The sequence below is a fragment of the Lelliottia sp. SL45 genome (assembly GCF_026672535.1).
In the GTDB taxonomy this organism is placed as follows: Bacteria; Pseudomonadota; Gammaproteobacteria; order Enterobacterales; family Enterobacteriaceae; genus Enterobacter; species Enterobacter nimipressuralis.
Window position 1 is genome coordinate 1512351 of the sequence record NZ_JAPPRH010000003.1, and the last position, 19968, is coordinate 1532318.

General features: G+C 56.5%; 15 protein-coding genes and 2 pseudogenes. 7 read left to right on the forward strand and 10 right to left on the reverse strand.

What is annotated here, in order from left to right; all coding sequences use genetic code 11:
* The first annotated feature begins 120 nt into the window (after window positions 1-120).
* Window positions 121-1059: a LysR substrate-binding domain-containing protein gene (locus OVA10_RS13330; RefSeq protein WP_100780093.1), complete on the forward strand. Its 939-nt coding sequence runs from the start codon at window positions 121-123 to the stop codon at window positions 1057-1059.
* Here the strand turns inward: OVA10_RS13330 and OVA10_RS13335 are convergent.
* From OVA10_RS13335 to yddG, 3 genes are all read right to left on the reverse strand, one after another.
* A complete protein-coding gene (locus tag OVA10_RS13335; RefSeq protein WP_100780095.1) occupies window positions 1049-1489 on the reverse strand; it encodes a GFA family protein in 441 nt (146 codons plus the stop codon). The genes OVA10_RS13330 and OVA10_RS13335 overlap by 11 nt on opposite strands.
* A gap of 79 nt (window positions 1490-1568) precedes the next feature.
* The gene (gene ompC, locus OVA10_RS13340; protein ID WP_100780096.1) at window positions 1569-2642 is read right to left on the reverse strand and encodes a porin OmpC; all 1074 of its coding nucleotides are present in this window, start codon (window positions 2640-2642) and stop codon (window positions 1569-1571) included.
* A gap of 613 nt (window positions 2643-3255) precedes the next feature.
* Window positions 3256-4134, reverse strand: coding sequence for an aromatic amino acid DMT transporter YddG (gene yddG / locus OVA10_RS13345; RefSeq protein WP_123427861.1), 879 nt, complete (start codon window positions 4132-4134; stop codon window positions 3256-3258).
* Window positions 4135-4356: 222 nt separating this feature from the next.
* On the opposite strand from yddG, the gene fdnG reads away from it, so the two are divergent.
* From fdnG to fdnI, 3 genes and pseudogenes are all read left to right on the forward strand, one after another.
* Window positions 4357-7404, forward strand: a complete 3048-nt coding sequence (gene fdnG / locus OVA10_RS13350; protein WP_268196119.1) for a formate dehydrogenase-N subunit alpha — start codon at window positions 4357-4359, stop codon at window positions 7402-7404.
* Between the two features lie 11 nt (window positions 7405-7415).
* Window positions 7416-8301 (forward strand): annotated as a pseudogene (fdxH, locus tag OVA10_RS13355) (formate dehydrogenase subunit beta).
* A complete protein-coding gene (fdnI, locus tag OVA10_RS13360) occupies window positions 8294-8950 on the forward strand; it encodes a formate dehydrogenase-N subunit gamma (protein WP_100780102.1) in 657 nt (218 codons plus the stop codon). The pseudogene fdxH and the gene fdnI overlap by 8 nt, the downstream one beginning before the upstream one ends.
* An 84-nt stretch (window positions 8951-9034) precedes the next feature.
* On the opposite strand, the gene ppk2 is transcribed toward fdnI, so the two are convergent.
* Window positions 9035-9853 (reverse strand): polyphosphate kinase 2, encoded by an 819-nt coding sequence (gene ppk2, locus OVA10_RS13365; RefSeq protein ID WP_107703536.1) that lies wholly within the window; start codon window positions 9851-9853, stop codon window positions 9035-9037.
* Between the two features lie 143 nt (window positions 9854-9996).
* Here ppk2 and OVA10_RS13370 point away from each other — a divergent pair, with 143 nt between their 5' ends.
* Together OVA10_RS13370 and araJ are read left to right on the forward strand one after the other, a co-directional pair.
* Window positions 9997-10638 (forward strand): Qnr family pentapeptide repeat protein, encoded by a 642-nt coding sequence (locus tag OVA10_RS13370; RefSeq protein ID WP_268196120.1) that lies wholly within the window; start codon window positions 9997-9999, stop codon window positions 10636-10638.
* Between the two features lie 120 nt (window positions 10639-10758).
* Window positions 10759-11934 (forward strand): MFS transporter AraJ, encoded by a 1176-nt coding sequence (gene araJ / locus OVA10_RS13375; RefSeq protein WP_268196121.1) that lies wholly within the window; start codon window positions 10759-10761, stop codon window positions 11932-11934.
* A 6-nt stretch (window positions 11935-11940) separates the two neighbouring features.
* Here the strand turns inward: araJ and OVA10_RS13380 are convergent, their stop codons facing one another.
* Genes OVA10_RS13380 through OVA10_RS13400 form a run of 5 tightly spaced genes read right to left on the reverse strand, consistent with a single transcriptional unit; the run spans window position 11941 to window position 17424 of the window.
* Window positions 11941-13032, reverse strand: coding sequence for an alkylhydroperoxidase domain protein (locus OVA10_RS13380; RefSeq protein WP_268196122.1), 1092 nt, complete (start codon window positions 13030-13032; stop codon window positions 11941-11943).
* A 9-nt stretch (window positions 13033-13041) separates the two neighbouring features.
* The gene (locus OVA10_RS13385; RefSeq protein WP_268196123.1) at window positions 13042-14031 is read right to left on the reverse strand and encodes a putative FMN-dependent luciferase-like monooxygenase; all 990 of its coding nucleotides are present in this window, start codon (window positions 14029-14031) and stop codon (window positions 13042-13044) included.
* Entirely contained in the window at window positions 14028-15635 is a 1608-nt protein-coding gene (locus tag OVA10_RS13390) for a dipeptide ABC transporter ATP-binding protein (protein WP_268196124.1), read from the reverse strand. Before OVA10_RS13390 ends, OVA10_RS13385 begins: the two co-directional genes overlap by 4 nt.
* Window positions 15632-16483 (reverse strand): ABC transporter permease, encoded by an 852-nt coding sequence (locus tag OVA10_RS13395; protein ID WP_100780110.1) that lies wholly within the window; start codon window positions 16481-16483, stop codon window positions 15632-15634. Before OVA10_RS13395 ends, OVA10_RS13390 begins: the two co-directional genes overlap by 4 nt.
* Window positions 16480-17424 (reverse strand): ABC transporter permease, encoded by a 945-nt coding sequence (locus OVA10_RS13400; protein ID WP_268196125.1) that lies wholly within the window; start codon window positions 17422-17424, stop codon window positions 16480-16482. The genes OVA10_RS13395 and OVA10_RS13400 overlap by 4 nt, the downstream gene beginning before the upstream one ends.
* A 73-nt stretch (window positions 17425-17497) precedes the next feature.
* On the opposite strand from OVA10_RS13400, the pseudogene OVA10_RS13405 reads away from it, so the two are divergent.
* Window positions 17498-18304: pseudogene (locus OVA10_RS13405) on the forward strand (IS5 family transposase).
* 40 nt (window positions 18305-18344) lie between these two features.
* Here the strand turns inward: OVA10_RS13405 and OVA10_RS13410 are convergent.
* Window positions 18345-19964, reverse strand: a complete 1620-nt coding sequence (locus OVA10_RS13410) for a TIGR04028 family ABC transporter substrate-binding protein (protein WP_268196126.1) — start codon at window positions 19962-19964, stop codon at window positions 18345-18347.
* Window positions 19965-19968 lie beyond the last annotated feature (4 nt).

The following is a 19968-nucleotide window of genomic DNA, read 5'->3' on the forward strand; positions in this document are numbered from 1 at the left end:
TTAAATTGTAAAATACGCATATATTATTTCTTATGATAATTCGAGATTGATTTATCGCGATGATTTTAAAGAGAATAGTGAAACGTCATCTGAGCGAAATTACGGCCCTAAAATCAACATATGAATAAAACAGAACAATCACTGCAGCTGCCTGCTTATGCCGAAAGCCGTCTGGCGAACGATCCGCCCCTGCGTGCCGTGCGGGCCTTTGAGGCGATTGCCCGGCTGGGGAGCGTGACGCTGGCCGCGCAGGAGATGGCGATCTCGCCGTCTGCCGTTAGCCATCAGCTCAAGGTGCTGGAAGGGTATCTGCAAATGCCGCTCACAGAGCGCCAGGGGCGCAGGCTGGTCCTGAGCCAGCAGGGACGCGACTATTACCGCTCTATTCGTGCGGCGTTCAACGTGCTGCGTCAGGCGACGGAGCACCTGGTGGAGCAGGCCCAGACCCGTCAGGTGACCATCAGCCTGATTCCGCTGTTCGGCATGGGCTGGTTTATTCCGCGCCTGCCTGCGTTTATGCGCGCCAATCCGCAGACGGAAATTAACGTGGTGTATGCCAACCATCGCAACTATCTGAGCGATGCGTCGGATATGTCGATTCGCTTTGGTAACGGCCAGTGGGCGGGGTATCAGAGTGAAAAACTGATTTCAGGCCAGATGGTGCCGGTGTGCAGCCGGGCGTTTTTACGCGTGCACGGCCATATGGATACGCCGGAACAGCTGCTCCAGATGCCCCTGCTGCACGATGAAGAGCGCAGCACCTGGCAGCAGTGGTTTATCCAGCAGGGCGTTAAACGGCCTGCGCGCAAGAGCGGCCCGCTGTTTGAGGATGGCTTACTGACGCTGGCGGGTGTGCAGGCCGGACTGGGCTGCGCGTTGATGCGCGAGCCGCTGATCGCGCCCTATCTGGAGAGTGGCGAGCTGGTGAAAATCTTTGATGCGCCAATCGATGACGGGCGCGATTATTACCTGTGCGTCCGTCAGGATTCGGATATGACCGAAGATGGCAAGTTGCTGCAAGCCTGGCTCAGGCGCGCGGCGGTCAGCGCTACGGTGTAAACGAGCAGTTTTTATCCAGCGCTTCGATCTCGGTGCCGCTGAATCGGGCGTATTGTCCGGTGAGTCGCCAGAACGCGGGCTGCGTTTCGGTGTAGATCTCGGCGGCCAGAACCAGGCGACGACGCTCATCTTCACTCAGCTCGAGCAGCGTCCATGGGACAAAATAGCGGCCAGTGGGAGTAAGCTCAAACCACAGCGGGCAGCCGCAGCCGGGGCAGAACCAGCGTTCGCCGCGCACAGACGACGAGAAGTGCGAAGGGGAGATCGAACCGTCTTCCACGATGGGTTCGCCCTGAGTTTCCAGATACATCGCGATGCCCCCCGACCATTTCTGACACATCGTACAGTGACAGGCATAGACGTCGAGGGCCTCGATGTTGACGCTAAAGTGGCTCATTCCACACAGGCAGCGTCCGGTATAGAGGTGCATGGCGTACTCCTTTATCACGCCAGTGGACTGCGATAAAAAAAGCCAGCCACGAGGGCTGGCTTTTTTAACAGACAAACACTTAGAACTGGTAAGTCAGACCCAGTGCAACGATGTTGTCAGTGCTCACACCAGCAGCTTTGGTGAAGGCATTGTCGTCAACCAGGTTGATTTTGTAGTCAACGTAGGTGGACATGTTTTTGTTGAAGTAGTAAACGGTACCGACTTCAATGTATTTCACCAGATCCTGGTCACCGTAAGAACCGATGTCCTTACCTTTGGACTGCAGGTATGCCAGGGAAGGACGCAGACCGAAGTCGAACTGGTACTGAGCAACCGCTTCGAAGTTCTGAGTTTTGTTCGCAATGTAACCGTCACCGAAGTTGGTCATGTTGCGGGTTTCAGAGTAGGTGGTTGCCAGGTAGATGTTGTTCGCATCGTATTTCAGGCCAGCAGCCCAAACTTCTGCGTTTTCGCCGCCTGCGTTCAGGTTGCTTGCAGCGCGAACCTGGTTGTCAGTACGGTCAGATTTCGCATAGGTCGCACCCACGCCGAAACCGTCGATTTCATAGGTAGAAGACAGACCCCAGCCATCGCCGTTCGCGGTGGTGATATCACGGTCGTCGTTTTTACCCTGGTACTGTGCAGCAAAGTTCAGACCATCAACCAGACCGAAGAAGTCTGCGTTACGGTAGGTTGCAACACCGGTAGTACGGCCAGTCATGAAGCCGTCAGTCTGAGTCCAGGTGTCTCCGCCGTATTCTGGCAGAACGTCGGTCCATGCGCCGATGTCGTAGGCTACGCCGTAGTTACGACCGTAGTCGAAAGAACCAAATTCGTTGAATTTCAGGCCCGCGAACGCCAGACGAGTTTTGTTGCCTTTGTCGCCGTTGGATTCGTCGTTGTTGCCTTTGAACTCATATTCCCACTGACCGTAACCGGTCATCTGGTCGTTGATCTGAGTTTCGCCTTTGAAGCCCAGACGCACGTAAGTTTTGTCGCCGTCGTTGCCAGCGTCGTCAGAGAAGTAGTGCAGACCTGTTACTTTACCGTACAGATCCAGTTTGTTACCGTCTTTGTTAAAGACTTCAGCCGCGTTTACCGCGCCTGCTGCCAACAGAGTAGTCACTGCCACTGCAACTAATTTAAGTTTCATTTTAATAATCCTTATAATTTTCTTTTGGGCATTTCCTGAGCCATTAATAAACGATTTCTAAACGAGGTCGTTCGTCAATGGCATGCTATTTTTAGAAATGTTGTAGCCGCATTTCAATAATAAGTTTCAATTTATTGCTGATAATTTCAATTAGTGTGACCGGTGTCTGATAAAACGGCCAATATTCCGCAGATTTGATTATTTATTATTCGGTAATTGAGTATTTTCTAATATTTATAGTTATTGCCAATATAATTATCGATGGTTTTAATTTCATTGCGGAATTATAGATGAATTACCGCAATTTAATGAAGGGTGATAACGAAGAATCAAACAGTTATGAGACATTTGCTGTGAGAATAGGCGAGCATTACTGAAATATTCAGTCATAAACTATTGCGTGTTCGTCTATATCCAGGGCGATTAATAGCCATTTATTAATCCCAGAGGGGTGTCAGTTTATGTCAATAAGAATGTAAGAAGACGTTACGAGCGCGGGGAATATAAACAGAGATTAAATGTAAACACTATGTGAAAAATAGATAATCTGACGCAAGATCACATTTTATTTGTGCAGATAAAACAGAAGGGGGAGATTTCCCCCTAAATAGAATTATTTTCGGGTGGCGTACCAGCACAGCAGCGAGCCTGCGCAGACCATTAACGCCCCTTGCCAGAAGGAAAAAGAGAGCGGGGCGTTAAGCAGAACAGCCGCCAGCGCCGCGGACAGCACCGGGGTGAAATAAGAGACGGTGGCGAGCACAGAAACATTGCCATGCAGAATGCCGATATTCCACGCCGCATAGCCAAATCCGAGGGCAATTCCGCACATGAGCAGTTTGATCACCACCGGCACGCTGAATATCATTTCCGGCTGATCGCTGAACAGATATTTCAGCCACAGCGCCAGCGCGGTGAGTAACACGAACAGCGTAATGCCGTTCTGTCCTTTAGCGTATTTGCTGGTAACAGTGCAGTATGCCGCCCAGATAAACGCGCCAGCAAACGCCAGCCCATAGCTCAGCGGGTTGGAGATCACATTGGCGGTTATTTCGTCGATATGCAGACCCTTCTCACCGCCTAATACCCAGCAGACACCGAACAAGGCCAGCAATAATCCCGGCACAATCCACAGAGTCGATTTCTGCCCATTGAACAAAATGGCAAACACAATCGTCAGGCTCGGCCAGAGATAATTCACCATCCCCACTTCGATAGCCTGATGACGGTTACTGGCGTAGCCCAGCGAAAGGGCGAGACATATTTCATAGCTCACAAACAGCACGCTGCCGGCAATAAGATAGCGCGGTGAGAAGCGTCTGATAGTCGGGAATCCCACGGTGACTAAACAGAGTAAACCGCTGAGGGTGTAGATCATTGCCGCACCACCGACAGGCCCCAGTCCTTCGCTCACGCCGCGAATTAATCCCACCATGGTGCTCCACAGCACAATCGCGGCCAGCCCAATCAATGTTGCTCTTTTTCTGTCCATTGCTTTCCCAAACGCCAACGAAATTCAGGGGCAAATTTATAGCACTGTTTCCCGCGTTTTCGCGAATCAATCTACGAACCGCTAATCCCAAAGGGTTAAGCAAAGCCGCCAGAGCGGACTATTTAGGGGGCGAAGATCGAGGAGATTGATTTGACGCAAAAAAATCAGGGGCTTTGCTGCTAGTTTGCGGCGCGAAGTCTCCTACAGATAACGAGGACAGCAATGGACGTCAGCCGCAGAAAGTTTTTTAAAATCTGCGCGGGCGGTATGGCCGGAACAACAGCTGCTGCGTTGGGCTTTATGCCTAAACTCGCGCTGGCTCAGTCGCGTAACTATAAACTGCTGCGCGCTAAAGAGATCCGTAACACCTGCACATACTGCTCCGTGGGATGCGGGCTATTGATGTATAGCCTGGGCGATGGCGCGAAAAACGCCAAAGAAGCGATTTACCATATTGAAGGGGATCCGGATCATCCGGTGAGCCGTGGGGCACTTTGCCCGAAAGGCGCAGGCCTGCTGGATTATGTCCACAGCGACAACCGCCTGCGTTACCCGGAATACCGCGCGCCTGGCTCTGATAAATGGCAGCGCATATCCTGGGACGATGCCTTTACCCGCATCGCCAAATTAATGAAAGACGACCGTGACGCCAATTTCGTTGAAAAGAACGAGCAGGGCGTGACCGTGAACCGCTGGCTTTCCACCGGGATGCTCTGCGCATCTGCGGCAAGTAATGAAACCGGCATGCTGACGCAAAAATTTGTGCGCTCACTTGGCATGCTGGCCGTCGATAACCAGGCGCGCGTCTGACACGGACCAACGGTAGCAAGTCTTGCTCCAACATTTGGTCGCGGTGCGATGACCAACCACTGGGTTGATATCAAAAACGCCAACGTCGTGGTGGTGATGGGCGGTAATGCCGCTGAAGCCCATCCAGTGGGATTCCGCTGGGCGATGGAAGCGAAAAATAACAACGATGCGACGCTGATCGTCGTCGACCCGCGCTTTACGCGTACGGCATCGGTGGCGGATATCTATGCGCCGATTCGTTCCGGTACGGACATCACGTTCCTGTCTGGCGTGCTGCTGTATCTGATTGAAAACAACAAGATCAACGCCGAATACGTTAAACACTACACCAACGCGAATCTGCTGGTGCGGGACGACTTTGCCTTTGATGACGGGCTTTTCAGCGGCTATGACGCAGAAAAACGTCAGTACGACAAATCCTCCTGGAACTATCAGTTCGATGAAAACGGTTTTGCGAAACGCGATGAAACCCTCACCGATCCGCGCTGCGTGTGGAACTTGCTGAAACAGCACGTTTCTCGCTACACGCCGGACGTGGTGGAAAACATCTGCGGAACGCCGAAAGCGGACTTCCTGAAAGTGTGTGAAGTGCTGGCCTCAACCAGTGCGGCCGATCGCACCACCACGTTCCTGTATGCGCTGGGCTGGACGCAGCACACCGTTGGTGCGCAGAACATCCGTACCATGGCGATGATCCAGCTGTTGCTCGGCAACATGGGGATGGCGGGCGGCGGCGTGAATGCCTTGCGCGGACACTCCAATATTCAGGGGTTAACGGATCTGGGGCTGCTCTCCACCAGCCTGAGCGGCTATCTGACGCTGCCGTCGGAAAAACAGACCGATCTGCAGACCTATCTCGCGGCCAACACGCCAAAAGCGACACTGCCGGAGCAGGTGAACTACTGGAGTAATTATCCGAAGTTCTTCGTCAGCCTGATGAAGTCTTTCTACGGCGATGCGGCGCAGAAAGAGAACGACTGGGGCTTTGAGTGGTTGCCGAAATGGGACCAGGCCTACGACGTCATCAAGTATTTCAACATGATGGATAAGGGCAACGTCACAGGCTACATCTGCCAGGGCTTTAACCCGGTGGCCTCTTTCCCGGATAAAAACAAGGTTGTGCGCAGCCTCAGTAAGCTGAAGTACATGGTGGTGATCGATCCGCTGGTGACGGAAACCTCCAACTTCTGGCAGAACCATGGCGAGATGAACGACGTTGATACCGCGTCGATTCAGACCGAAGTCTTCCGTCTGCCGTCGACCTGTTTCGCGGAAGAAGATGGCTCCATCGCCAACTCTGGCCGCTGGCTGCAGTGGCACTGGAAAGGCCAGGATGCACCGGGCGAAGCGCGTAACGACGGCGAAATTCTGGCCGGTATTTACCATCGTCTGCGCGAGATGTACGCCCAACTGGGTGGTAAAGGGGCGATACCGCTGCTGAAAATGCGCTGGGATTACAAGCAGCCGGACCATCCGGAATCGGAAGAGGTGGCGAAAGAGAACAACGGCTATGCGCTGGAAGATCTGTATGACGCCAACGGCAATCTGCTGGCGAAAAAAGGTCAGCTGCTGAACAGCTTTGCGCTGCTGCGCGATGACGGTTCAACGGCCTCCTCCTGCTGGATCTACACAGGAAGCTGGACCGAGCAGGGCAACCAGATGGCCAACCGCGATAACGCCGATCCGTCAGGACTGGGCAATACGCTTGGCTGGGCCTGGGCGTGGCCGCTCAACCGTCGCGTGCTCTACAACCGTGCATCGGCGGATATTAACGGCAAGCCGTGGGATCCGAAACGCAAACTGATCGCGTGGAACGGTACGAAGTGGGCGGGGAACGATATCCCGGACTTCAACACCTCGCCGCCGGGCAGTGCGACCGGGCCGTTTATCATGCAGCCAGAAGGGCTGGGGCGTCTGTTTGCGCTCGATAAGCTGGCAGAAGGGCCATTCCCGGAGCACTACGAACCGATGGAAACGCCGCTCGGCACCAATCCGCTGCATCCGAACGTGGTTTCCAGCCCGGTGGTTCGCCTGTATGAAGACGACGCGCTGCGCCTGGGTAAGAAAGATAAGTTCCCGTACGTCGGGACCACCTATCGTCTGACCGAGCATTTCCACACCTGGACCAAACACGCGCGGCTCAACGCCATCGCGCAGCCGGAACAGTTTGTCGAAATCAGTGAAACCCTGGCGCGCTCGAAAGGCATCACCAACGGCGATCGCGTGAAGGTGAGCAGCAAACGCGGCTTTATTCGCGCGGTGGCGGTGGTTACGCGTCGTCTGCAGACGTTGCACGTCAACGGCCAGCAGGTCGAGACCGTGGGCATTCCGCTGCACTGGGGCTTTGAAGGGGTGGCGCAAAAAGGCTATCTCGCCAACACCCTGACGCCAAACGTCGGCGATTCCAACTCGCAAACGCCGGAATATAAAGCGTTTCTGGTCAACATCGAGAAAGCGTAAGGAGCGATTCAATGGCTATGGAAACACAAGACATTATCAAACGCTCCGCGACCAACGGCATGACTCCCGCGCCTCGTGCGCGGGACTATAAAGCAGAAGTCGCCAAGCTGATTGATGTCTCTTCCTGCGTGGGCTGCAAAGCCTGCCAGGTGGCCTGTTCGGAGTGGAACGACATCCGCGATGACGTCGGGCACTGCGTGGGCGTTTACGATAATCCGGCGGATCTCAGCGCCAAATCCTGGACGGTAATGCGTTTTAGCGAAACCGATCAGAACGGCAAGCTGGAGTGGTTGATTCGTAAAGACGGCTGTATGCACTGCGAGGATCCGGGCTGCCTGAAGGCATGCCCGTCCGCCGGGGCGATTATTCAGTACGCCAACGGGATCGTCGATTTTCAGCAGGATAACTGCATCGGCTGCGGCTACTGTATCGCCGGCTGTCCGTTCAACGTGCCGCGTCTGAACAAAGAGGATAACCGGGTATACAAATGCACCCTTTGCGTGGATCGGGTCAGCGTCGGGCAGGAGCCTGCCTGCGTGAAAACCTGTCCAACCGGGGCAATTCATTTCGGTACCAAGAAAGAGATGCTTGAGGTGGCGCAGGAACGCGTCGATAAGCTCAAAGCACGCGGATATGACCACGCGGGGATTTACAACCCGCAGGGCGTCGGCGGGACGCATGTGATGTACGTTCTGCATCACAACGACCAGCCAGAGCTGTATCACAATCTGCCTAAAGATCCGGCGATTGATACCTCCATCAACCTGTGGAAAGGAGCGCTCAAACCGCTCGCGGCGGCCGGATTTATCGCCACCTTTGCCGGTTTGATTTACCACTTACATCGGTATCGGGCCAAACAAAGAGGTGGATGACGACGAGGATGAACATCATGAGTAAGTCGAAGATGATTGTGCGCACCAAGTTTGTCGACCGCGCCTGTCACTGGACGGTGGTCATTTGCTTCTTTCTGGTGGCCGTGTCCGGGATCTCTTTCTTCTTCCCGACGCTGCAGTGGCTGACCGAAACCTTCGGGACGCCGCAGATGGGCCGAATTCTGCACCCGTTCTTTGGCGTGCTGATTTTCGTGGTGCTGATGTTTATGTTCGTGCGCTTTGTGCATCACAACATCCCGGATAAGCAGGATATTCCGTGGGTGAAGGGGATTGTTGAAGTGCTGAAAGGCAACGAGCACAAAGTCGCGAAAGTGGGCAAGTACAACGCCGGACAGAAAATGATGTTCTGGACCATCATGAGCATGATTTTTGTGCTGCTGGTGACCGGGGTGATTATCTGGCGTCCCTATTTTGCCCATTATTTCCCGATTCAGGTGATTCGCTACAGCCTGCTGATCCATGCAACCGTCGCCATCATTCTGATCCATGCCATCCTGATTCATATGTATATGGCTTTCTGGGTGAAAGGATCGATTAAAGGGATGATCGAAGGGAAGGTAAGCCGCCGCTGGGCGCAAAAACACCATCCGCGCTGGTATCGTGATGTCGAAAGACTGGAAGCGAAAAAAGAGAGCACGGAAGGGATGAAGTAACAGCATGCGCCGTCGGTATTTGCCGGCGGCGCTGCGTTTGTGCAGTCCTGGGGCAGGTGTTTTATCGGCTGCCCCAGGCGCTTTTCAGAACCGCTCCGCAATATAGCGGAACGGATAATCCGTCGGTTTTACTTTACCCACTTTACGCTTCGGCAGTTTTACCGGCTCAACGGGCAGGGTTTTGTAGGGGATTTGCGACAGCAAATGCGAGATGACATTCAGTCGCACCCGTTTTTTATCCTCAGAACGAGCGACAAACCACGGCGCCCAGGCGGTATCGGTGGCGGCAAACATCGCATCGCGCGCTTCGGTGTATTTATCCCACAGTCTGAACGATTTGATGTCCATCGGTGACAGCTTCCAGGTTTTGCGCCCGTCATCAATACGATCCCGCAGGCGGCGCTCCTGCTCTTTGGGCGTCACTTCGAGCCAGTATTTGATCAGAATGATCCCTGCATCCACCATCGCCCGTTCCATGGTCGGCGTGCCATCCAGAAACTTTTGCACCTGTTCAGGCGTACAAAAGCCCATGACGCGTTCAACGCCCGCACGGTTGTACCAGCTGCGATCGAAAATCACGATTTCTCCCGCCGAGGGCAGATGCGGCACGTAGCGCTGGAAATAGAGCTGACTTTTCTCTTTCTCTGTCGGCGCGGGCAGCGCAACGACGCGAAACACACGGGGGCTGACGCGCTCGGTGATGGCTTTAATCGTTCCGCCTTTACCTGCACCGTCGCGGCCTTCAAACACCACGCAGACTTTTAGCCCTTTACTGACAACCCACTGCTGAAGCTTGACCAGCTCAACGTGCAGACGCCGCAGCTCCTTTTCGTATGCCTTCTCTTTCAGCGGTTCGCGTTTCACATTTTCCGCCGGGCTTTTCGCTTTCTTGATGTTTCCCATGGCAATCCTCTTCGACAGAAGGGAGGGTAAGAACACTTTGAAGTGTAATCGTGCTCGCAAATCCTCGCGGGAATTATTTACACAACACCATGGGATCGGGTTAGAATACGGCATTACTGTATATAAACACAGGTGGTCGTAAAATGTTGACGCTGGACGGGGTAAGAATTGGCAAAAACCAGTTTACGGGCGAGAAAATTGAGAACGGGACATTTCGCCACTGCGACTTTTCCGGCGTCGATCTGACCGGCACGGAGTTTATCGGCTGTCAGTTTTACGATCGCGAAAGCCAGCAGGGCGGGAATTTTTCTCGCGCCACGCTGAAAGACGCCATTTTCAAAAATTGCGATTTAACGATGGCCGATTTCAGGAACGCCAGCGCGCTGGGGATTGAAATCCGCGAGTGTCGGGCGCAGGGCGCAGACTTTCGCGGCACCAGCTTTATGAACATGATCACCTCCCGCAGCTGGTTTTGCAGCGCGTACATCACCAAAAGCAATCTCAGCTACGCCAACTTTTCCAAAGTGGTGCTCGAAAAATGCGAGCTGTGGGAAAACCGCTGGAACGGCGCGCAGATCCTCGGCGCAACGTTTAGCGGCTCCGATCTGTCGGGCGGGGAGTTTTCGTCATTCGACTGGCGGGCGGTTAACGTCACCCATTGCGATCTGACCAATTCTGAACTCGGCGATCTGGACGTGCGCAGCGTCGATTTGCAGGGGGTGAAGCTCGATAGCTATCAGGTTGCGCAAATTATGGAACGCCTGGGCGTCGCGATTATCGGTTAAGGATATTCACAAGCCAGACCGAATGAATGGATTAACGTGTCAGAGCGCCAATTGGAACTGGCTCACCATACCCGTTTGTTCAATAATGGCTGTTGCAAATTTTTAACAAATGGCTGTGGTATGAATAAAACCGTTTTTTCACTGGCGCTGGGTACTTTTGGACTGGGCATGGCCGAGTTTGGCATCATGGGCGTGCTGACCGAGCTGGCGCACGATACCGGCATTTCGATCCCCTCTGCCGGGAGCATGATTTCGTACTACGCCTTTGGCGTGGTCATTGGCGCGCCGATCATCGCGCTGTTTTCAAATAAGTTCTCGCTAAAGACGGTTCTGCTTTTTCTGGTCGCCCTGTGCGTGGTCGGAAACGCCATTTTTACCTTCTCAACGTCCTATTTCTGGCTGGCCATCGGGCGGCTGGTGTCCGGCTTTCCGCACGGGGCCTTCTTCGGCGTCGGCGCGATCATTCTTTCAAAGATAGCACCGCCGGGAAAAGTCACCCTCGCCGTATCGGGGATGATTGCCGGAATGACGGTCGCCAATCTGGTGGGGGTTCCGCTCGGCACCTGGCTTGGGCATGAATATAACTGGCGCTACACCTTCTTTCTGATTGCGGCGTTTGACGCGCTGGTGATCCTGTCGGTCATTTTCTGGGTGCCGACTCTGTACGATAAAACCGAAACCCGACTCACGGAACAATTTCACTTTTTGAAGAAACCGGAACCCTGGCTGATTTTTGCCGCGACGATGTTCGGTAATGCCGGAGTCTTCGCATGGTTCAGTTTTGTGAAGCCGTTTATGGTCAACGTCTCCGGATTCTCCGCCGGGTTTATGACCGTTATCATGATGCTGATGGGGCTGGGCATGGTGCTGGGTAATCTGCTCAGCGGCAAACTTTCCGGTCGTTACAGCCCGCTGCGCATTGCGGCGACCACCGATCTGGTGATCGTGGTGTCGCTGTTGATGCTGTTTGCCTTCGGTGAAAATCAGGCTGCGTCTCTGGTGATGGGCTTTATCTGCTGCGCGGGGCTGTTCGCGCTGTCGGCACCGCTGCAAATTATGCTGCTGCAAAATGCGCAGGGTGGCGAGCTGCTGGGTGCGGCGGGCGGGCAGGTGGCCTTTAATCTTGGCAGTGCGATTGGGGCGTATTTCGGCGGGATGATGATCGTTCTCGGCTACAGCTGGAGCTACGTGACGTTACCGGCGGCGCTCCTCTCATTCGCCGCCATGTCATCGCTGCTGCTGTATGGCCGTCAGAAAGCCAAACGGGCGGAGGCTAACGCCAGCGCGTTAGCCTGATTTACGTTACGGAAGGTAAGGTTCGCCGAGGGTCAGCATTAAACGGTTGGCCCAGGCGAAGAACGCCGCAGATTGCACCAGATCGAGCTGTTCAAGCGTGTCCAGAGACTGCTTCTCCAGTGCCGCGAGATGCGCGGGTGTCACAGCGGGTGGCGTCACGGACAGCGCCGCCGCAAAATCAATTTCCGCCTGCCAGCGCGCCGATTGCCCCTCGCTCAGGGACTGCCCCGGCCGCACGGCCAGCAGCGCGTCTATGGCACTATCGTCCTTCGACAGTTGGCTCGCCTTACGCGCATGGACAGATGCGCAGTAAATGCAGCCGTTGATCTTGCTGGTCACCGTTGCCGCCAGTTCACGCTCCGCGCGCGGCAGGCCGCCTGGCGTGTAAAAAATCCCTTTATCGGTCAGCGTGCGCTGTTCCAGAACCGGCAAATTGCGCCCCAGCAGGCGGAAATAGTCTGAGTCCGTATGGCCAAATTTCGCAAGAATAGCCTGCTCGTCGGCGTTGAACTCTGCCAGCGGTTTTGACGCCAGCCACGGCTCCCAGCCCAGCTCCTGCTGCGTGAACTGTACCGGCGCCGGTTTGCCGCTTTTTGTCGCAGGCGTGCTGTGCCAGATCCCCGCCACCACCGGCGTGTCGCTTGCAGCCACGGTTTTGTCATTCAGCAGGCGCAACCCGGCGACGAGACGGCTCTGAAAACTCACGAACGCGATCAGCTGAGCCAGCGTCACAATGGCTTCTTTGCTCCATCCCGCTTGCGTCAGTGCGCTTAATGCGCCGGGCGTGGCCTCGACCGGGGAAAACGTCAGCAGACGCGCAAAGGTCAGCGCGGGCGTCAGCCGTGCGGAAGTCGGATCAGCCAGCCCAAAACCGGCGTAGTGGGCGGCCAGCGCATCGACGCGGTGCCATTTTGCCACTTTAGCGGCCACCGCCGCGCGTTCATCAAGGGGGAACGCCGCATCCTGCTGGCTAAAAAGTGTTTCATAGCTTCCCTGGGCATGACGGGTGGCGGCATCGCGCGTGGCGCGAGCCGTTGCCAGCGGCGAACCGGGGGCGATCTCCGCTAATTCGGCAACAATATCCTGACTTAAAGACATAGGGACTCCTTAAAGAATATGAGGGGCGATATGTTCAGCAATAAGCTCAATCGAACGTAAGGTGTCCCGATGGGACGGCTCAACGGAATGGACCTGGAATGAAATATCCGTCGCCCGTTTGAGGACGGAATCCTGAGCAAGGGAGTCCAGCACGGTGTGCGGCGCGCCGATATGGGCGTCGAACTGGCGAATATAATCTGTGACACTGTCACCGGTTACGGTATGACCCGCCGCTCGGTGCGCCTGTGCCTGCCGGGTTAACCCGGGCGTCGCGACGTTCAGAGCATACGCATCGCTGTCGGCCACAAACGCCGTGCGCGAGGCCAGAATTCGCGGCGCCACTCCCGAGGGCAGCGCGGCGAGATAGGCATCCACAATCGGGTTCTGAATCTGGTCGAGAGTAAGCTCTGGCTGGTCAGCCGGGCGAGGCTGAGTGCGGGAGAGCATCAGCCCGTGCCCCGCCCGGGCGGCGCGCACGGCGCCTTCAACGGAAAAGGTCGCAATCCACACGCGCTCTGCCAGCTGCGGCGCAGGTGGATAGAGATGGTTATCCGGATGCGTCAGGGAATCACCGCGCCAGGCGCTCTGAATCAGGTGCAGATGGTCGGCAAAGGTCGCGCCGCGCTCGTCGAACGTCAGGCCGAAAGGCAGAAACGAGGTCGGCGTACCGCCGGAGCCAAAACCAACTTCAAGGCGACCGTCCGCCAGCAGATCGAGGACCGCCGCGTCTTCCGCCACGCGCAGCGGGTTTTCCATCGGCAGGGTAATAATCGCCGTGCCCAGACGGATGCTTTGGGTCTGGGCCGCAACGTGAGCGAGGAACACCAGCGGCGACGGCAGGCCGCCTTCGCGCTCATGGAAATGGTGCTGAGCAATCCAGGCCGTATGAAAACCGTGGCGCTCGGCATGGCGGATCTGTTCTGTTGCCAGACGATAGCGCGCTTTCGCAGGCGCGTCGTCGAGCAGGCGGGTAAAGAATCCCAGGCGTTTACGCGTCATGCGTACTCCTTCGTAACGGGTGAAAAATGGGGGATGGCGTCGATCAGCTCGCGGGTATAGCTGCTCTGTGGCGAGGAGAAGAGCGCCTCCACCGTGCCATGTTCAACAACCTGACCGCTACGCAGCACTGTGACGCTGTGCGCAATGCGGCGAACGGTCGCCAGATCGTGGGTGATAAACAGATAGGTCAGCCCCAGCTGCTGCTGGAGTTGTTGAAGCAGGGCGAGGATTTGCGCCTGCACCGTGACATCCAGCGCCGAGGTCGCTTCGTCCAGTACCAGAATGGTTGGTTCCAGAATCAGCGCACGTGCGATGGCCACGCGTTGACGCTGACCGCCGGACAGCTCGCGAGCGGTACGACTCAGCAGCTCAAGCGGCAGGGCTACGCGGGTGGTCACCGCCTCGACGCGGGATTTGCGCTCCGCTCGGGCGAGCTTATTGAAGTTTTTCAGCGGCTCTTCGATGATCTCAAACAGCGTTTGCCGTGGGTCGAGGGAGGCAAACGGATTCTGGTAGACGAACTGAATTTTCTGCCGCAGCTGGCGGCGTGCCTCCACGCTGAGCCGGGTCGCATCGATATCATCGAGGGTGACGCGCCCGCTGTCCGCCTGCTCAAACCCCAGTAAAATGCGGGCCAGAGTGGTTTTCCCCGATCCCGACTCCCCGACCAGCGCGTGCGTGCTGCCGCGCTGCACATCAAAGCTGACGTTATCCAGCGCCTGTAAAGTGTGGCCTTTACTGAGAGTGAACTGCTTGCTGATGGCCTGAGCGCGAATGGCAGGAGAGGCCAGCCGAAGGCCTGAGACCGGCGCAATGGTCAAGCGCGAACCCTGCAAATCGCTCAGCAACTGGCGGGTATAGGCGTGCTGCGGGGCGCGCACCACGTCGGCGGTTGCCCCCTGTTCCTGAACTTCACCGTGCCGAAAGACCAGTAAGCGATCGGCACGCTGAGCGGCCAGGGCCAGATCGTGGGTGACGAACAGCACCGCCGTTCCCGATTCGCGGCGCAGGATATCCAGCAGGTCAAGAATGCGTTTTTGTACCGTCACATCCAGGGCACTGGTCGGTTCATCGGCGATGATCACATCCGGGCGCAACGCGATGGCGATGGCGATCAGTACCCGCTGCTTCATCCCGCCGGAAAGCTGATGCGGATATTGCTTCATCCGCTGTGCCGGGTGGCTTAGCCCGACTTTAGTCAGCAGCGCCAGCACCTGATTTTCTAGCTCGGTCTTTGTGATTTTGTGGTGAATATGCAGCACTTCGCCCACCTGGGCACCGATGGTTTTGACCGGATTCAGGGAGTTGCCAGGGTCCTGCGGCACCAGGCTGATACGCGCTCCGCGCAGGCTGTTGAGCCGTTTTGCTGACCACTGGCTGATCTCTTCGCCGTTCAGCACAATTTTGCCGCTGTCGCGACGGGCGTTGTCCGCCAGCAAGCCGATAATCGCCTGCGCAGTGGTGGTTTTCCCGGAGCCAGACTCGCCTACAAAGGCCAGCATTTCCCCGCGTTTCAGGGTGAAACTGACGTTGTGGACCACTTCACGCCACTGGCGACCGATGCGGTAGCTTAAAGTCAGATTTTCCACGGACAGAACGGTCATGAGCGGCCTCCGCTTAACTGTTGGCTGATACGGTTGGTGGCAAGCACCACGGCGATCACCACGATGCCGGGGAAGGTGGTCAGCCACCAGGCGGTGGAGAGATAGTTACGCCCTTCGGCAATCAGCAGCCCCCATTCCGGGACGGGCGGCGGGGTGCCGTAGCCGAGGAAACTTAACGTCGAAAGGGCGAGGATCGCCTGACCAAACTGCAGGGTCGCGAAGGCCAGCACCGCCGTCAGGGAGTTCGGCAAAATGTGACGCCACAGCACTGCCCAGAAGGTGCCGCCGCTGCCGTAGGCCGCTTCGACGTAATCTGCGTGACGAATACGCACCACTTCGCCGCGCGCCAGGCGGGCAAAACTGGCAATCGACGCCACACCGACGGCAATAGCCGCGTTCACCGTGCCGAAACCGAGCAAAATAATCACCGTCAGGGAGAGCAGCAGCGAGGGAATCGACAGCAGCACATCGACAAAACGCATCAGCACCGACTCCACGCGCCCGGCGAAGGCACCGGCGATAACCCCCATTGCCGTGCCAGCCACTAATCCCATCGCCACGGCCGCCAGGGCGGCGCTGAGTGAGTGGGATGCGCCATAGACAATGCGCGCGTAGACGTCGCGGCCAAGTTGATCGGTTCCCAGCCAGTGTCCCGCCTGGGGAGCTAAACGCTGTGCGCCTGCGATCCCTTCAATCGGGCTGTAGTGGGTGAGCAAACCCGGCGCCAGTGCGGCCAGAGCGGCAACGATAATCACGCCCCACGCCAGCCATAATCCGGGCTGAATGTCGACGGTGCGAAGGGCCGGGACGCGTTTTCGCGCCGCGGCGGCATAGTCCACCAGACTCATGATGCACCTCCGGTGACGGTTTGCAGACGAGGATCAAACAGCGGCATCAGCAGATCCACCAGCAGGTTAATCAGCACAAACCCCAGAGCCGAGATCATCACCACCGCCTGTAATACGGCGATATCCTGGTTGTTGACGGCCTGCTGCGTCAGCTGGCCCAGACCGCTACGGCCAAATACGGTTTCGGTAATCAGCGCCCCGGCAATCAGTTCGCCGAGCAAAATCCCGGCGATATTCAGCACCGGCAGCAGCGCATTGCCTGTGACGTGACGCCACAGCACGCCGGTTTCGCTCAGCCCTTTGGCGCGCGCGACGGCGACGAACGGCTGAGCGGACACCTGATCGAGACTGCGCATCAGAATTTGCGCCAGCGGGGCGGAGATCGGAATGGCGACAGTAACGATCGGCAGGATCAACCCCTGCAATGGCGACGGGTTAATCACCGGAATCAGCCGTAGCTGGAAGGAGAACAGCTGGATGAGCGCGATGCCGAGCCAGAAGGTCGGCAGCGAGATAAACAGTACCGGCACGGACTGAATGGCGTTACTCACCCAGCGCAGCCCCGGCAGACGTGCGGCAAACGCCAGCACGAAGGCCAGTATTACGGCCAGCGCGAATGCGGGCAGGGCAAGACTCAGGGTGTCCGGCAGATTGCTCGCGATCAGTTCGCTCACCGGCACGCCCGCCTGCAATGAAAAACCAAAATCGCCGCGCAGCATGGCAAACAGCGTGTGGAAATACTGCTGCCAGAGCGGGCTGTCTGCACCGTAGGCGACGCGCATCTCTTCGATTTGCGCCGGGCTTAAGCCCAGATCCGGGTTCTGAAATTTAATCAGCACCGCATCCCCCGGCAGCACCTGAAGCAGCACGAAGGAGAGGGTAAAGGCGGCCCACAGGACCAGCAGCCCCATTCCGGCCCGTCGCAGCAGATAATGGCTCATCATCGCCCCCTTAGAACCTATCCCAGAAGGGATTGTCAGAATGTCGTAACTGATAATTTCTGAAGGTGAAAAGATGACAGGCAGCAAATGGCGGATCAGCGATGAACTTTGGGAAAAAATGGCACCGCTTGCCCCCTGAGCACAAAACCTGCCATCCACTCGGTACGCACCGGAAACGCGTTGATAACCGCGCTGCCATGGACGCCATATTCTTCGTCCTCAGGACCGGTTGCCAGTGGAACGCCCTGAACGCCACCGGGATATGTTCATCGAGTTCTGCACACCGGCGCTTTCAGGAATGGCGCGATGCCGGAGTCTTCGAGCGCTTCTGGCAGAACGGTTTGCTTGCCTGCGGGCATCTGGACAGCATTGACTGGTCCTGGCTGTCAATGGACGGCTGTATGACCAAATCGCCGCTGTCAGGAACAAAAAAACAGGCCGTAACCCCACTGACAGAGGGAAACAAGGCGTAAAGCGCAGCCTTTTGACGGACGCCTGCGGGCTTCCTCTGTCGCTGGTTGTCTCAGCAGCGAACACGCACGACATCAAACTGGTTGCGGATACGCTCGATGCCCTTCAGACGGGTCGTCCGGGGCAAAAACTCAGACTCTGCCTGGACAAAGGTTACGATGCAGGCTGGCTGAAAACATATCTGCAGAGCCGCCGCTACGAGCCGCATATCCAGTCCCGTAAAGAAGAGTCAGATGCCAGTAAAAACACGGACTTCAAAGCCCATCGCTGGGTTGTCGAAAGAACTCATAGCTGGATGAATCGCTTTCGCCGGGTTCTGACACGATGGGAAAAGAAGACTGAAAATTACGAGGCCATGTTGCATTTTGCCTGTGGTCTTATTGTCTGGAATAAAGTCCTATTGAGATAGGCTCTTATTGTCTGGAATAAAGTCCTATTGAGATAGGCTCTTAGTGTTTATCGATCCATGCGCCATAGAACGATGGACGTCCTACCGCTTCGAAGTTCACCCCTTTCAGCCATGGCGCACCGGCGAAGACCTGCGGCTCTTCAAAAATCGGAATTACGTAGGCGTTATCCAGCAGATAGCGCTGGGCATCGCCCGTCAGCTGCAGGCGTTTTTGCGGATCGACTTCGGCGGAGATGTTCACCAGCAGTTCGTTGAGTTTGTCGTCGCGGAAGCTTTTCACCTTGTCGCTGGAGCCGCCTTTTTGCAGCAGCGCGTCGCGGTTGGCCGGATAGAACATGCTTTTCACCACATCCGGATCGGCGCGGCCGACTTCCGACACCGTCAGCGGCGTTTTCAGCGGGTCGAGGTTATCCAGCGTGCGACTGCCCGCATCACCCGCCTTGACGTTCAGCGCTACGCCGACCTGACGCCACTGTTGGGCCACCAGTTGCAGCACCTCTTTGTTTTGCGGCTGCGGCAGGGATTCATAGACCGTCAGCGCCAGTCGCAGTCCGTCTTTGGCACGGATACCGTCGCCGCCGGTTTTCCAGCCTGCATCATCGAGCAATGTGTTGGCTTTCGTCGCGTCAAAGGTCAGCTTGTCGCTGAGATCGACAAAGCCAGCGGCAGAATCGGCAATCACCGATTTCGCCTGCGGGTAATTCGGTGAGAAGAGGGTTTCGACGACCTGTTTCGCATTGGTGGCATGGAGCAGCGCCTGACGCACGCGAAGGTCAGACACCAGCGGGTTATCCGGGCGGAAGCTGATACTGTCGTTCACGCCGCGCGTTGGGGCAGCGTAGATTTTATAGCCCTGTTCGGTGGCCTGTTTTTCGTCGTAGGCCTGCACCTGACGGATAAAGTCAGCCTGGCCTGCCAGCAGCGCGCCGACGCGCACGCTGTCTTCCGGCGTGACGATAAATTTAATGCCATCCAGATTTGCCGGGCCTTGCTGGGCGAGATTTTTCGGGCCCCACTGGTACGCTTTGCGCGCCTCAAGGGTCACTTCCCGGCCCAGTTTTTCATCTTTCACCACGAACGGGCCGGAGCCGATGATGTGGCGCGCGTCGCCCAGCTCTTCAAAGCTGCGCTTCAGGGTGCTGAGTGACACCAGCCCAGAACCAATAGTGGCGGTGCCCTGTAAGAATCCTGGCGACGGTTTTTTGAAGTAGAACTTCACCGTCTGCGGATCGATCACTTCGCTGCGGTCGTAGTTGTTGATCACTTCGGAAACCGGCAGGCGCTGGGCTTTGTTGCCCAATCCATAGGTGTCGAAGTTTTTGGCCACCGCGTTGGCGTCGAGCGGCGTGCCGTCGGAGAACGTCACACCAGGGCGGATTTTAAAGGTGTATTCGGTTTTGTCGGCGTTGGTGGACCAGCTTTCGGCGATCCACGGCTCCACCTCCAGCGTTTTCGGGTTCTGCCAGGTGAGCTTGTCGGTGATCTGATTCAGAATGCCGCCGTTCGGATAGAAGCCGCCCGCCGGGGGATAAAGATTGGTGTGCGCCTGTTGTTCCAGATAGACAAGCGTGCCGCCTTTAACCGGTGTGTCGGCGGCGTGTGCAGCCGTCGCCGCGAGGATCAGCGCCGTCAGCAGCGGCAGGCGAAAAGGGGTTTGCATGGTG

What these genes read in the sequence shown, in the direction of transcription:
- OVA10_RS13395 (WP_100780110.1), bottom strand. Translation starts at nt 16,483, where the DNA reads ATGAGTCTGGTGGACTATGCCGCCGCGGCGCGAAAACGCGTCCCGGCC.
- OVA10_RS13380 (WP_268196122.1), bottom strand. Translation starts at nt 13,032, where the DNA reads ATGTCTTTAAGTCAGGATATTGTTGCCGAATTAGCGGAGATCGCCCCC.
- yddG (WP_123427861.1), bottom strand. Translation starts at nt 4,134, where the DNA reads ATGGACAGAAAAAGAGCAACATTGATTGGGCTGGCCGCGATTGTGCTG.
- OVA10_RS13370 (WP_268196120.1), top strand. Translation starts at nt 9,997, where the DNA reads ATGTTGACGCTGGACGGGGTAAGAATTGGCAAAAACCAGTTTACGGGC.
- ompC (WP_100780096.1), bottom strand. Translation starts at nt 2,642, where the DNA reads ATGAAACTTAAATTAGTTGCAGTGGCAGTGACTACTCTGTTGGCAGCA.
- OVA10_RS13335 (WP_100780095.1), bottom strand. Translation starts at nt 1,489, where the DNA reads ATGCACCTCTATACCGGACGCTGCCTGTGTGGAATGAGCCACTTTAGC.
- OVA10_RS13330 (WP_100780093.1), top strand. Translation starts at nt 121, where the DNA reads ATGAATAAAACAGAACAATCACTGCAGCTGCCTGCTTATGCCGAAAGC.
- OVA10_RS13410 (WP_268196126.1), bottom strand. Translation starts at nt 19,964, where the DNA reads ATGCAAACCCCTTTTCGCCTGCCGCTGCTGACGGCGCTGATCCTCGCG.
- OVA10_RS13400 (WP_268196125.1), bottom strand. Translation starts at nt 17,424, where the DNA reads ATGAGCCATTATCTGCTGCGACGGGCCGGAATGGGGCTGCTGGTCCTG.
- araJ (WP_268196121.1), top strand. Translation starts at nt 10,759, where the DNA reads ATGAATAAAACCGTTTTTTCACTGGCGCTGGGTACTTTTGGACTGGGC.
- ppk2 (WP_107703536.1), bottom strand. Translation starts at nt 9,853, where the DNA reads ATGGGAAACATCAAGAAAGCGAAAAGCCCGGCGGAAAATGTGAAACGC.
- OVA10_RS13385 (WP_268196123.1), bottom strand. Translation starts at nt 14,031, where the DNA reads ATGACGCGTAAACGCCTGGGATTCTTTACCCGCCTGCTCGACGACGCG.
- OVA10_RS13390 (WP_268196124.1), bottom strand. Translation starts at nt 15,635, where the DNA reads ATGACCGTTCTGTCCGTGGAAAATCTGACTTTAAGCTACCGCATCGGT.
- fdnI (WP_100780102.1), top strand. Translation starts at nt 8,294, where the DNA reads ATGAGTAAGTCGAAGATGATTGTGCGCACCAAGTTTGTCGACCGCGCC.